General features: G+C 58.6%; 13 protein-coding genes. 10 read left to right on the forward strand and 3 right to left on the reverse strand.

The window, feature by feature from the left end; genetic code table 11:
* Nucleotides 1-317 precede the first annotated feature (317 nt).
* Nucleotides 318-1,079 (forward strand): hypothetical protein, encoded by a 762-nt coding sequence (locus OH720_RS26545; RefSeq protein ID WP_272603485.1) that lies wholly within the window; start codon nucleotides 318-320, stop codon nucleotides 1,077-1,079.
* Between the two features lie 75 nt (nucleotides 1,080-1,154).
* Here the strand turns inward: OH720_RS26545 and OH720_RS26550 are convergent, their stop codons facing one another.
* Together OH720_RS26550 and OH720_RS26555 are read right to left on the reverse strand one after the other, a co-directional pair.
* Nucleotides 1,155-2,372 (reverse strand): argininosuccinate synthase, encoded by a 1,218-nt coding sequence (locus tag OH720_RS26550; protein WP_007938916.1) that lies wholly within the window; start codon nucleotides 2,370-2,372, stop codon nucleotides 1,155-1,157.
* A 129-nt stretch (nucleotides 2,373-2,501) separates the two neighbouring features.
* Entirely contained in the window at nucleotides 2,502-3,407 is a 906-nt protein-coding gene (locus OH720_RS26555; RefSeq protein WP_272603486.1) for a flagellar protein MotY, read from the reverse strand.
* A 159-nt stretch (nucleotides 3,408-3,566) separates the two neighbouring features.
* Between OH720_RS26555 and pyrC the strand changes: the two genes are divergently transcribed.
* Entirely contained in the window at nucleotides 3,567-4,613 is a 1,047-nt protein-coding gene (gene pyrC, locus OH720_RS26560) for a dihydroorotase (RefSeq protein ID WP_272603487.1), read from the forward strand.
* Nucleotides 4,610-5,287 (forward strand): ribonuclease T, encoded by a 678-nt coding sequence (gene rnt / locus OH720_RS26565; protein ID WP_008057533.1) that lies wholly within the window; start codon nucleotides 4,610-4,612, stop codon nucleotides 5,285-5,287. Before pyrC ends, rnt begins: the two co-directional genes overlap by 4 nt.
* Nucleotides 5,288-5,376: 89 nt before the next feature.
* Here the strand turns inward: rnt and OH720_RS26570 are convergent, their stop codons facing one another.
* Nucleotides 5,377-5,979 carry a peroxiredoxin gene (locus OH720_RS26570; protein ID WP_008057532.1) on the reverse strand — a complete coding sequence of 201 codons (603 nt, stop codon included), beginning with the start codon at nucleotides 5,977-5,979 and terminating at the stop codon, nucleotides 5,377-5,379.
* Nucleotides 5,980-6,284: 305 nt separating this feature from the next.
* Between OH720_RS26570 and OH720_RS26575 the strand changes: the two genes are divergently transcribed.
* From OH720_RS26575 to OH720_RS26605, 7 genes are all read left to right on the forward strand, one after another.
* Nucleotides 6,285-6,503, forward strand: a complete 219-nt coding sequence (locus tag OH720_RS26575; protein WP_008057530.1) for a bacterioferritin-associated ferredoxin — start codon at nucleotides 6,285-6,287, stop codon at nucleotides 6,501-6,503.
* Nucleotides 6,504-6,701: 198 nt separating this feature from the next.
* Complete coding sequence (bfr, locus tag OH720_RS26580) at nucleotides 6,702-7,178, forward strand: bacterioferritin (protein WP_272603488.1); 477 nt, start codon at nucleotides 6,702-6,704, stop codon at nucleotides 7,176-7,178.
* A 202-nt stretch (nucleotides 7,179-7,380) separates the two neighbouring features.
* On the forward strand, nucleotides 7,381-8,283 hold the full coding sequence (locus tag OH720_RS26585) for a chemotaxis protein CheV (protein ID WP_272603489.1): 903 nt from the start codon (nucleotides 7,381-7,383) through the stop codon (nucleotides 8,281-8,283).
* A 27-nt stretch (nucleotides 8,284-8,310) separates the two neighbouring features.
* Entirely contained in the window at nucleotides 8,311-8,769 is a 459-nt protein-coding gene (locus OH720_RS26590; protein ID WP_272606527.1) for a GNAT family N-acetyltransferase, read from the forward strand.
* Nucleotides 8,770-8,827: 58 nt separating this feature from the next.
* Nucleotides 8,828-9,142, forward strand: a complete 315-nt coding sequence (locus OH720_RS26595; protein ID WP_272603490.1) for a hypothetical protein — start codon at nucleotides 8,828-8,830, stop codon at nucleotides 9,140-9,142.
* Nucleotides 9,143-9,246: 104 nt separating this feature from the next.
* Complete coding sequence (locus OH720_RS26600) at nucleotides 9,247-10,407, forward strand: efflux RND transporter periplasmic adaptor subunit (protein ID WP_272603491.1); 1,161 nt, start codon at nucleotides 9,247-9,249, stop codon at nucleotides 10,405-10,407.
* On the forward strand, nucleotides 10,404-13,505 hold the full coding sequence (locus tag OH720_RS26605) for a multidrug efflux RND transporter permease subunit (protein ID WP_272603492.1): 3,102 nt from the start codon (nucleotides 10,404-10,406) through the stop codon (nucleotides 13,503-13,505). The genes OH720_RS26600 and OH720_RS26605 overlap by 4 nt, the downstream gene beginning before the upstream one ends.
* Nucleotide 13,506 lies beyond the last annotated feature (1 nt).

A 13,506-nucleotide genomic window follows, 5' to 3' on the forward strand; every position in this document is an offset into this window, starting at 1 on the left:
TTTTGTATCGATCTGCAACAAAAAAACCAGGGGAATTTGATTTTTAGACAGCGACCCGACATATACCATCCCTATTCACAAACCAAAAAGTAACTAAGGTTATCCAATATCACCTCTGACTCCAGAAATATCACACACAACTTATCCACTCACTCTTACAGTAAAAACCAACACACCACTGATCATAAAAAACCACAAACGGAAAGGGCGCCCGCCTGACATTAAATCAATTGAAAAATAGAAACCCCCTGGATGCCAAACATACGATAGATGCTTTAAATTCAAAAAACAGGAATTACCTAACGAAGAGGTTGAACATGGATAAGCTCAAAAAAAGAATAAGCAACCCCATGACAGTGATTGCCATATTCGCAACCCTGTCTGAAACATCAGCGGCGGTTTCACTGCCCTTCCTCGATGACGACGATAGAGACGTCTACATCTGGTTCCTGATCAGCTTTCCCTTTTATCTGCTGTTACTGTTCTTCGCCACGCTCAACTTCAACTATCGATCGCTTTACGCCCCCTCCGACTTCGAAAAGGGGAAACACTTCATTAAAGTCATGGACGGTGTCGAGCAACCCGAGAACAGGAAGAGCAGAAAGTCCGCCGGCAGGACATCGGACAGTGGTGGCAGATCCATTCACCGTCCCTCCAAAGCACAAGACCCACCTTCAGAATCGTTCCATGGCGTCGCTCTTTCGGCGCTACACCGCGTACGCCTGCCTGAACGGCTCAGAGACCTGTATGTCGTTGATGCACGCGCGATGACAAGAAACGTCGAGTTCAGCCACTTGATGGAAAGCCTTCACAACGAACCGGGAAAAGCTGCACGTGCAGTTGTTTTCCTCACCTGTACCGAGTCAGATTCAAAGCTGAAGGAAAGCGCGGCCACCCCTTCAAAACACGCGAGGAAACGCTGCCGCACAACGTTCTGTGCTGCTTACAACTTGAGCTCACAGGGTTTGACGGTCATTGATCAACACTTGCCAATCGACTTACGGCAGCCCGTAGCGTTTGACGATCAATCAGAAGGGAAGGATGAGAGAGGTGATGGCAAAAACCAGGAAGAATGCTGAAACAGGCAAGATCCCCCTTTTCAAATGTGTGGCCGCGTCGATGACCGGGCCACACATTCCATTACATCAAAGGTCTCAGAACAGCTTGCGACCTTTATTCGCCGCGATGCGCATGCGCAAGGCGTTGAGCTTGATGAAGCCCGCTGCGTCAGCCTGGTTGTACGCGCCGCCATCTTCTTCGAAAGTGGCAATGTTGGCGTCGAACAGAGACTCGTCGGACTTGCGACCGGTGACGATCACGTTGCCTTTGTACAGCTTCAGGCGAACCACACCGTTCACATGGGCCTGGGAGGCGTCGATCATCTGTTGCAGCATCAGACGCTCAGGGCTCCACCAGTAGCCGGTGTAGATCAGGCTGGCGTACTTGGGCATCAGCTCGTCTTTGAGGTGAGCCACTTCGCGGTCCAGGGTGATCGATTCGATCGCACGGTGGGCGCGCAGCATGATGGTGCCGCCAGGGGTTTCGTAGCAGCCACGGGACTTCATGCCCACGTAACGGTTCTCGACGATGTCCAGGCGGCCGATACCGTGTTCGCCACCGATGCGGTTCAGGGTCGCCAGCACGGTGGCCGGGGTCATTTCGACGCCGTCCAGTGCCACGATGTCGCCGTTGCGGTAGGTCAGTTCCAGGTACTGCGGTTTGTCGGGAGCGTTCTCCGGGGAGACGGTCCAGCGCCACATGTCTTCTTCGTGCTCGGTCCAGGTGTCTTCCAGCACGCCGCCTTCATAGGAGATGTGCAGCAGGTTGGCATCCATCGAGTACGGGGATTTTTTCTTGCCGTGACGCTCGATCGGGATGGCGTGCTTTTCAGCGTAATCCATCAGCTTCTCACGGGACAGCAGGTCCCATTCACGCCACGGAGCGATCACTTTCACACCTGGTTTCAAGGCGTAGGCGCCCAGTTCGAAACGAACCTGGTCGTTACCCTTGCCGGTGGCGCCGTGGGAAATGGCGTCAGCACCGGTTTCGTTGGCGATTTCGATCAGGCGTTTGGCGATCAACGGACGAGCGATGGAAGTACCCAGCAGGTACTCGCCTTCGTAAACGGTGTTGGCGCGGAACATCGGGAAAACGAAATCGCGCACGAACTCTTCGCGCAAGTCGTCGATGTAGATCTCTTTCACGCCCATGGCTTGAGCCTTGGCACGTGCAGGTTCGACCTCTTCGCCCTGACCCAGGTCAGCGGTGAAGGTCACCACTTCACAGTTATAAGTATCCTGCAGCCACTTGAGGATCACCGAAGTGTCCAGGCCGCCGGAATACGCCAGAACGACCTTGTTTACGTCCGCCATGCCATCACTCCACGGGGTTCTACGGAAAGCCGTCAAGTCTACCGCCCATACAGAATAATTTACAGTGGCGCGACAGCTTATGACGACGAAGCGACAGATTATGTCGAGAGCGCGACGATGACCTAAGGGTCAGGAGGTTGCCGAAGCGGCGGGCTTCGTCGCTTGAGGGGCCACCTGCTCTGCGGGGGCTCCGCGCTCCAGGCGTATCGCTACCCGGCGGTTTTTCGCTCGGTTAACGTTGCTGGTATTGGGTGCCAGCGGATAGCGTTCGCCATGGAAACGCAGGGTGATCTGCGATTCCTGGATGCCGTTGGCCTTGAAGAACTCCATCACCGCCAGCGCCCTTCGCCGTGACAGGTCACGGTTGGTCAGGCGGTTGCCGCTGTTATCGGAGTGGCCGTCCAGTTCGATGCGATTGACCGTCGGATCGGCCTTCATGTATTCCAGCATCACTTGCAACCTGGCCTTGGCGGCCCCGTCCAGATCGATGCCGCCTCCGGGGAAGCCGACCTGGGATTGCTTCACCTGATCGAAGTTCTGCGGCAGCAATTTGGCCACACAGCCCTGATAGTCGGCAAATGCCTTGTTGAACTTGACCGGCAGCAAGCGCACCTCCGACACCCGGCCATCGCCCGAGGAGTGCCGGACTACCGGACTGCGTCCGTCCATCAGGCCGCTGATCAAGCGTCCGGCCTGGGCCTGCGAGCTGTTGAACAGGACATTGCCGCTACCGATCCGTACCGTGCCCAGGTTGATATCACCGCGCCCCGGCTGCCAGGGTGCAGCGGCCGCCAGCAAGGTGGCAGAACCGCCGCCCAGCATTGCGTTGTAGGCATTCAAACGAAACGTCGCCTGTTCGCCTGCGCGCCGCACGAATTCACCCGAGCCGAAATCGGTGATCGGTTGAATCAGCCGGCACTCGAATTTGTCGCCTTCGACCGTCCACTCGATGCTCTCCAGGCGAGTCTGGAAAGTGAGCGCCATGGCGGGAAGGCTGGCAAACACACTGAGCAAGGCTAAATAACGCTGGCGCACGGGAGGCTCCACTGGCTTCTACAACAAAAAGACCGACACACAGATGTTTACGGCATACCTGTTGGATATCGGAAGCTTCCCGTAAAACTTGATAGCGGGTGCCTGCAAGAGTCTTTTCCGGTAGCATTCCCTTGAGTTTGACCCGCCTGGAATCCCCTCATGTCCGACCGCCTGACCCTGCTGCGTCCCGACGACTGGCATATTCATCTTCGCGATGGTGCCGTGTTGACCAATACCGTCGCGGATGTTGCGCGCACCTTTGGCCGCGCCATCATCATGCCCAACCTGGTACCACCGGTGCGCAACGCGGCTGAAGCCGACGGCTATCGCCAGCGGATTCTCGCTGCCCGCCCGGCCGGCAGCCAGTTCGAACCGCTGATGGTGCTGTACCTCACCGACCGCACCCAGCCTGAAGAAATTCGCGAGGCCAAGGCCAGCGGTTTCATTCACGCCGCCAAGCTGTACCCGGCCGGCGCGACCACCAACTCGGACTCTGGCGTCACCAGCATCGACAAGATCTTCCCTGCACTCGAGGCCATGGCCGAAGTCGGGATGCCTTTGTTGATCCACGGTGAAGTCACCCGCGGCGATGTCGACGTGTTCGACCGCGAAAAAATCTTCATCGATGAGCACATGCGTCGTGTGGTCGAGCGTTTCCCGACGCTCAAAGTGGTGTTCGAACACATCACCACCGCCGACGCCGTGCAGTTCGTCAACTCGGCTTCGGCCAACGTTGGCGCAACCATCACCGCGCACCACCTGCTGTACAACCGCAACCACATGCTGGTGGGCGGAATTCGACCGCACTTTTACTGCTTGCCGATCCTCAAGCGCAATACGCACCAGGAAGCCCTGCTCGACGCCGCCACCAGCGGCAGCGAAAAGTTCTTCCTCGGCACCGACTCGGCGCCCCACGCCCAGCACGCCAAAGAGGCCGCTTGCGGCTGCGCCGGCTGCTACACCGCCTATGCGGCAATTGAGATGTACGCCGAAGCCTTCGAACAGCGCAATGCGCTGGACAAGCTCGAAGCCTTCGCCAGCCTCAACGGCCCGCGCTTCTATGGCCTGCCTGCAAACACCGATCGCATTACCCTGGTCCGCGAAGAATGGACCGCCCCAACCAGCCTGCCGTTTGGCGAGCTGACCGTTATCCCGCTGCGCGCCGGTGAAAAACTGCGCTGGCGCCTGCTGGAGGAACACGCGTGAGTGAAGACCATTTCGACGACGAACAGGAAGGTCAAGGCGGTGGCGGCGGTTCCCGTCATCCAATGGCCGCCAGGTTTCGTGGCTACTTGCCAGTTGTCGTCGACGTAGAAACCGGTGGTTTCAACTCGGCCACCGACGCCTTGCTGGAAATCGCTGCAACGACGATCGCCATGGATGAAAAGGGTTTTGTGTACCCCGATCACACCTACTTCTTCCGGGTCGAGCCTTTTGAAGGCGCGAACATCGAAGCGGCAGCCCTGGAATTTACCGGGATCAAGCTCGATCACCCGCTGCGCATGGCTGTGAGTGAAGAAGCGGCGCTGAACGATATCTTCCGCGGCGTGCGTAAGGCGCTCAAGGCCAATGGCTGCAAACGGGCGATCCTGGTTGGGCACAACAGCAGCTTCGACCTGGGCTTCCTCAATGCCGCGGTTGCGCGCCTGGACATGAAGCGCAACCCGTTCCATCCATTCTCCAGTTTCGATACCGCAACGCTCGCGGGCCTGGCTTATGGCCAGACCGTGCTGGCCAAGGCCTGCCAGGCCGCCGACATCGACTTCGACGGTCGCGAGGCGCACTCGGCTCGCTACGACACCGAGAAGACTGCCGAGCTGTTCTGCGGCATCGTCAATCGCTGGAAACAAATGGGCGGTTGGGAAGATTTCGGCGATTGATACATTCGCGGATTGAATCCCACCCATAAAAAAACCGGCCTCAGAGGCCGGTTTTTTTGTACCTGCTTTTTATAGCAGGAGCGTGTGCCTTACAGCGCAGCAGCGTGCTCGGTCAGGTAAGCCGCAACGCCTTCTGGCGAAGCGTTCATGCCTTTGTCGCCTTTTTTCCAGTTGGCAGGGCAAACTTCGCCGTGCTCTTCGTGGAATTGCAGGGCGTCGACCAGACGCAGCAGCTCTTCCATGTTACGGCCCAGCGGCAGGTCGTTGATGATCTGCGAGCGGACAACGCCTTTGTCGTCGATCAGGAATGCGCCACGGAAAGCAACGCCGTCAGCGGACTGAACGTCGTAGGCCTTCATGATTTCCTGCTTGATGTCGGCAGCCATGGTGTAACGAACTGCGCCGATACCACCATCGTTTACCGGGGTGTTGCGCCAGGCGTTGTGGGTGAAGTGCGAGTCGATCGACACAGCGACCACTTCAACATTGCGCGCCTTGAACTCGGACATGCGGTTGTCCAGAGCGATCAGCTCCGACGGGCAAACGAAGGTGAAGTCCAGTGGGTAGAAGAACACCAGGCCGTATTTGCCTTTGATGGCCGACGACAGGGTGAAGCTGTCCACGATTTCGCCATTGCCGAGTACGGCCGGTACGGTGAAGTCAGGGGCTTGTTTGCCTACGAGTACGCTCATTGGATATCTCCTGGTGTAGAAGCGTTAAGAACAAGGTTTGCGCCAGCCTGCCACCCTCAGGCGACAGCCCTGTGACACGAACCCGTTTCGAAAAGACCGGCCATCATACACTGCGTTTTTCGCCTGTCCGTAACGGTTTCTCCCGCAGGCGTAAAAAAGGACGAAGGGTATTTCGGTTTACGGCGCAGGGTCGGCCAACCGTTCGTCAGACCTGTCAAAAAGCGCTCTCAAAGCACTTTGACAATCATTCTCGTTAACATTAAGATCCATCGCATTCGAGACATAAACAGCGACGGTTTTCACTTATGTATGTTTGCCTCTGCACTGGCGTCACCGACGGCCAAATCCGCGATGCGATCTATGAAGGATGCTGCAGCTACAAGGAAGTGCGCCAGGCCACCGGCGTTGCCAGTCAATGCGGCAAATGTGCCTGCCTTGCCAAGGAAGTGGTCCGCGAGACCCTGACCAAATTGCAAACGGCCCAGGCTGCGATTCCTTTTCCAGTTGAATTTACTGCTGCATAAATACCGTATTTCAAAGAACCGGACTCTAGTCCGGTTTTTTTATGCCTGAAAATCAATTGCTTAGGCTCTAGACGCGGAACACAAACATTCTTATTCCGATTAATTTTCATTTATTATTCAATAACTTAGGTTTGACACTCTTAGTTGTGCGGCTCAAACTCTGCCTTATAGACGGCTAATACAGGGCAGGACCCCATCATGAAAGGCGACGTTACAGTCATCCAGCATCTCAACAAGATCCTTGCCAATGAGCTGGTCGCGATCAATCAGTACTTCCTGCATGCACGCATGTACGAAGATTGGGGTCTGAACAAGCTCGGCAAGCACGAGTACCACGAATCCATCGACGAGATGAAGCACGCGGACAAGCTGATCAAGCGCATCCTGTTACTTGAAGGCCTGCCGAACGTCCAGGACCTGGGCAAGCTGCAGATCGGCGAGCACACCCAGGAAATGATCGAGTGCGACCTGCGAATCGAGAAGACCGGCCATGCCGATCTGAAAGTGGCGATCGCCCATTGCGAAAAAGTGGGTGACTTCGGCAGCCGTGAACTGCTTGAAGATATCCTTGAGTCCGAAGAAGAACATATCGACTGGCTGGAAACCCAATTGGGCCTGATCGACAAGATCGGAATCGAGAACTACCTGCAATCGCAGATGGGCGACGACGAGTAAGTTCTACTCCAACCGCCTCGATGCAATACAAGAGCCCCGCTCTCTTTTAAAGAGACGGGGCTTTTTTGTTTCAATTTGCACGGCTCTGGACCGGCTCAGGGGATTTTTCCTAAAGCCTGCCCCCGACACGTCGATAACCTGACATCGATAGCTGTGGGTGATCCACCGATCGCCTCGCCACCTTTTTCCACAGAAGGTTTTTATGTCCTCCACAAAAGCCCGCGCAGATTCACTTTCGCTTCTGCTGTTTACCTTGCGCAGCGGCAAGCTGATGGCGATCAACCTGCTCAAAGTCAGTGAAATCATCCCGTGCCCGCCACTGACCAAACTCCCCGAATCGCATCCCCACGTCAAAGGCATCGCCACCCTGCGCGGCGCATCGTTGTCGGTGATTGATCTCAGCCGCGCCATCGGTGAGCGCCCGCTGGAGGACCCTGACGGTGGGTGCCTGATCGTCACTGACGTCAGCCGCTCCAAGCAAGGCTTGCATGTACAGGCGGTGAGCAAGATCGTGCACTGCCTGACCACCGACATCCGTCCGCCACCCTTTGGCTCTGGCGGTTCGCGCTCGTACATCACCGGCGTCACTTCGGTCGACGGTACCCTGGTGCAAGTGCTGGACATCGAAAAGGTCATCCATGGCATCGCCCCGGTACCCATCGACATGGCGCCGACCGAGCTCAGCATGGAAGATGCAGAAATACTGGGCAACGCTCGTATCCTGGTGGTCGATGACAGTCAGGTCGCGCTGCAACAATCGGTGCACACCTTGCGCAACCTGGGCCTGCAATGCCACACGGCCCGCAGCGCCAAGGAAGCCATCGACTGCCTGCTGGATCTACAAGGCACCGCCCAGCAGATCAACCTGATCGTCTCCGATATCGAAATGTCCGAAATGGACGGCTACGCCTTCACCCGTACCCTGCGTGAGACCCCGGACTTCGCGCACCTCTACGTGCTGTTGCATACGTCCCTGGACAGTGCGATGAACAGCGAAAAAGCACGGCTTGCGGGGGCGAATGCGGTACTGACCAAGTTCTCTTCGCCGGAGCTGACCAAGTGCCTGATCGACGCGGCCAAGGCCGTGGCCGAACAAGGTCATTGAGTCTTGAACGAGCCATTCTGCTTTCTCATGCGGCGCAGTCTCACTGAAGCTGTGCCCGCCATCACCTGGCCTCAGGGGATCGTCCTGAGCGAGTATCGTCCAGGCCAGGCAGAAGAGGTTCATCGCTTGCTGCAACTGGGTCACTCCCAAGGAGGTGGCCGCGTCCCGGCCCTGGACATCTGGCAGCAGCGGTTTGAAACCGATCCTGAATATGATCCGGCATTGTGCTTCATCGCCCTGGATGCCCAGGGTATCGCGGGTGTATGCCAGTGCTGGACCAGTGCCTACATCAAGAATCTGGTGGTGCATCCACGGGCTCAAGGCCGCGGCCTGGGGCGAGCGTTGCTGCTCAATGCCTTCAAGGTGTTTCAACTGCGGCGCGAAGGGTATGTCGATTTGAAAGTGCTGGAAGACAACGTTCGCGCACGGCGGTTGTATGAAAGCGCTGGGATGTATGTAGTCCGCCGGGAACCGGTGCCGGTCTGACCCAGACCTTCAGGCATACTCAGGCCTTGGCCCACACCTGCCCAAGGATCCCTGAACCATGAAAGCCGTCACCCTGACCTTCGCTTGCCTCACTGCCCTCGCCACCCATGCATACGCCTCCAGCCCCGACGCCTGGGCCGCCTTCGACAAAGCCGTACTCGCCAGTTGCACCAAGGCCAGCAGTCTGGCGAATGCCAAACCCGTCGGCAATGCCGCGCAGTTCGATGATCGGGTCGGCTACACCGCCCTGCTGCTACAAGGCCAGTACCCGCAAAAGCACATGAAAGGCCGGCAAGGTACCGAACTGTGCCTGTACAACAAGAAAAGCAAAACAGCCTACGTGACCGAGTGGGACTCCATACGACCAAACTGACACGGCTGTCAGTCAGCGGTCACTTTCCTGACCGGGTCACAGGGATATAACGTAGTAGTTAAAGCTGCGCACACTTCCATCTTCCGACCCGGCGCCCCACTCGCATGCGAACCCAGAAAAAAACCGTCGTTCTTGCAGCCTTTCTGATCGTGCTGGTAGCGCTGGGTGCGTGGTACCTGGCCAAACCCTCCGCGGCCAGGGTGGCAGCACCGACCGCCATTCCGGTGCGTGTGGTCAACGTGGTCGAAAAAGACGTGCCCCGCTACGTCAGCGGCATCGGTTCAGTGCTGTCGCTGCACAGCGTGGTGGTCCGCCCGCAAATCGACGGCATCCTCACCAGGATCCTGGTCAAGGAAGGCCAACTGGTGAGCAAAGGCGACCTGCTGGCCACTATCGACGATCGATCGATCCGCGCCAGCCTGGATCAGGCCAGGGCGCAATTGGGCGAAAGCCAGGCGCAACTGCAAGTGGCCCAGGTCAACCTCAAGCGCTACAAACTTTTGAGCGTCGATGACGGTGTGTCCAAACAGACCTACGACCAGCAACAAGCATTGGTCAACCAGCTCAAGGCCACGGCTCAGGGCAACCAGGCTTCGATTGACGCGGCCCAGGTGCAGTTGTCGTACACGCAGATTCGCTCCCCGGTCAGTGGCCGCGTCGGTATTCGTACGGTGGATGAAGGTAACTTCCTGCGCATGACTGACACCCAAGGCCTGTTCACGGTGACCCAGATCGACCCCATCGCCGTGGAATTTTCCCTGCCGCAGCAGATGCTGCCGACCCTGCAAGGCCTGATCGGCGATCCACAACGCGCCAAGGTCAAGGCCTACATCGGCGCCGACACCGACGGCGAAACCGGCAACTTGCTGGGCGAAGGCCACTTGACCCTGATCGACAACCAGATCAACGCCAACACCGGCACCATCCGCGCCAAAGCCGAATTCAACAATCCTGGGCAAAAACTCTGGCCCGGCCTGTTGGTGACGGTAAAGATTCAGACAGCGTTGGATAAAGATGCGCTGGTCGTACCGCCCACTGTCGTACAGCGTGGCCTCGACCAGCACTTCGTCTATCGGGTAAACGGCAACAAGGTTGAAACTGTGACGGTGCAGATGGTTCACCAAGGCAGCGGCGAGAGCATCATCAAAGGGGTGAAACCCGGTGACGTGCTGGTCAGCGACGGTCAGTCGCGGCTCAAGCCCGGCGCCACCGTGCAAGTGCTCACCGAGCCGCCGCAGGTCGTGCAATCGGAGTCGGCGCCATGAAAGGCCACGGCTCGGTATCCGCCTGGTGCATCGACCACCCCGTGGCAACGATCCTGCTGACGTTTGCCTTGGTGCTGCTGGGGGTCATCGCCTTCCCGCGCCTGCCCATCGCGCCGCTCCCGGAGGCGGAATTTCCGACGATACAGGTGGCCGCCCAGCTGCCCGGCGCCAGCCCGGAAACCATGGCGTCATCGGTGGCCACGCCCCTTGAAGTGCAATTCAGCGCCATTCCCGGCGTAACGCAAATGACCTCGAGCAGCGCCCTGGGCTCCACCATCCTGACCCTGCAGTTCACCCTCGACAAAAGCATCGATACCGCTGCCCAGGAAGTCCAGGCCGCCATCAACACCGCGGCTGGCAAACTGCCCAAGGACATGCCGAACCTGCCGACCTGGCGCAAGGTCAACCCGGCCGACAGCCCGGTGCTGATCCTAAGCGTCAACTCGTCCTTGATGCCAGGCCCCGAACTCAGTGATCTGGTGGAAACCCTGTTGTCCCGTCAAATCAGTCAGATCGACGGTGTAGGCCAGGTCGCTATCACCGGCCAGCAACGTCCGGCGATTCGTGTCCAGGTTTCCGCGGACAAACTGGCGGCCATCGGCCTGACCCTGGCCGATATTCGCCTGGCGATCCAGCAGACCAGCCTCAACCTGGCCAAAGGTGCACTCTATGGGGAATCGAGCATCTCGACCCTGTCCACCAACGACCAGTTGTTCCATCCCGAGCAATACGACCAACTGATCGTTTCCTACAAGGACGGCGCACCGGTTCATCTAAGGGATGTCGCCAAGGTCGTCAACGGCTCGGAAGATGCCTACGTCCAGGCTTGGGCGGGCTCACAACCGGGCGTCAACCTGGTGATCTTCCGCCAGCCGGGGGCCAATATCGTCGAGACCGTGGACCGGATTCAGGCGGCGCTCCCGGGCCTGGAAGGGATGCTGCCGGCTTCGGTGCAGGTCAAGACGCTGATCGACCGCACGCAGACTATCCGCGCCTCGCTGCATGAAGTGGAAATCACCCTGCTGATCGCGATCATGCTGGTGGTGGCGGTAATGGCGTTGTTCCTGCGCCAGCTGTCGGCAACCCTGATCGTGTCGGCAGTACTGGGGGTTTCACTGATCGCCAGTTTTGCATTGATGTACGTGATGGGCTTCAGCCTGAACAACCTGACGCTGGTGGCGATAGTGGTGGCCGTGGGGTTTGTGGTCGACGATGCGATCGTGGTGGTGGAAAACATTCACCGCCACCTGGAGGCTGGCGACGGTATGCGCGAGGCCGCGATCAAGGGCGCCGGAGAAATCGGCTTCACGGTGGTTTCGATCAGTTTCTCGCTGGTCGCTGCGTTCATTCCGTTGTTGTTCATGGGAGGCGTGGTCGGCCGCCTGTTCAAGGAGTTCGCCCTGACCGCCACCTCCACCATCATGATTTCGGTGGTGGTGTCGCTGACGTTGGCGCCCACCCTGGCAGCGCTGTTCATGCGCGCGCCAATGCATCACGCCCACGCCAAGCCGGGCTTTGGCGAACGCCTGCTGGCGCTGTACGAAAAAGGTCTGCGCCGCGCGCTCGCGCACCAGAAGCTGATGATCGGCGTGTTCGGCCTGTCGCTGGCCCTGGCCATTGCCGGTTACATTTTTATTCCCAAGGGTTTCTTCCCGATCCAGGACACCGGGTTCGTCCTCGGTACGACCGAAGCTGCCGCCGATATTTCCTACGGCGACATGGTGAAAAAACACCTGGCAATGGCTGAAATCGTCGCTGCCGACCCTGCGGTCGAGACCTTCTCGCACTCGGTCGGGGTGTCGGGCAGCAACCAGACCATCGCCAACGGCCGCTTCTGGATCGCCCTGAAAAAACGCGGCGACCGCGATGTTTCAGCCAGCGAGTTCATCGACCGTATTCGCCCGCAATTGATGAAAGTACCGGGCATCGTCCTGTATCTGCGCGCCGGGCAAGACATCAACCTCAGCTCCGGCCCGAGCCGGGCCCAGTACCAATACGTGCTCAAGAGCAACGACGGTGCGGTCCTGAGCACCTGGACCCAGCGCCTCACGGAAAAACTGCGCGGCAACCCGGCCTTCCGCGACATTTCCAACGACCTGCAACTGGGCGGCAGCATCACCCATATCAGCATCGATCGCAGTGCCGCGGCTCGCTTTGGCCTGACCGCAAGCGATGTCGACGAAGCGCTGTACGACGCCTTCGGCCAACGCCAGATCAACGAATTCCAGACCCAGATCAACCAGTACAACGTGATTCTGGAGCTGGACACCCGGCAACGCGGCAAGGCCGAAAGCCTCAACTACTTCTACCTGCGTTCACCCCTGAGCGGGGAAATGGTGCCGCTGTCGGCGCTGGCGAAATTCGATGCGCCCACGGTGGGGCCGCTGTCCATTGCGCATGACGGCATGTTCCCCGCCGCCAACCTGTCGTTCAACCTGGCGCCCGGTGTGGCGCTGGGCGATGCGGTGATCATGCTCAACCAGGCCAAGGTAGACATCGGCATGCCAACGGCCATCAGCGGTAACTTCCAGGGCGCGGCGCAGGCGTTCCAGAGTTCGCTGGCCAGCCAGCCATGGTTGATCCTGGCGGCGCTGGTAGCGGTGTACATCATTCTCGGGGTGCTTTACGAGAGCTTCGTGCACCCGCTGACGATCATCTCGACACTGCCCTCCGCCGGGCTGGGCGCGGTGATCATGCTGTGGATCTGCGGCCAGGATTTTTCGATCATGGCGCTGATCGGGCTGGTGCTGCTGATCGGCATCGTGAAGAAAAACGGCATCCTGATGATCGACTTCGCCCTCGATGCGCAGCGCAACGGTGGCCTGGCGCCGCAAGAAGCGATCTACCAAGCGTGCCTCACGCGGTTCCGGCCGATCATCATGACCACCCTCGCCGCCCTGCTCGGCGCCCTGCCGCTGATGCTTGGCTACGGCACCGGCGCCGAACTGCGCCAACCCCTGGGGATCGCCGTGGTCGGCGGCCTGCTGGTGAGCCAGGCACTGACGCTGTTCACCACCCCGGTCATATACTTGTGGCTGGAGCGGCTATTTCATCGACCTAAACCTACAGCGCTGCCGGCGCTGGCCACCACAGACTGAG

Origin of the sequence: Pseudomonas sp. WJP1 (assembly GCF_028471945.1) — a bacterium.
Classification (GTDB): Bacteria; Pseudomonadota; Gammaproteobacteria; order Pseudomonadales; family Pseudomonadaceae; genus Aquipseudomonas.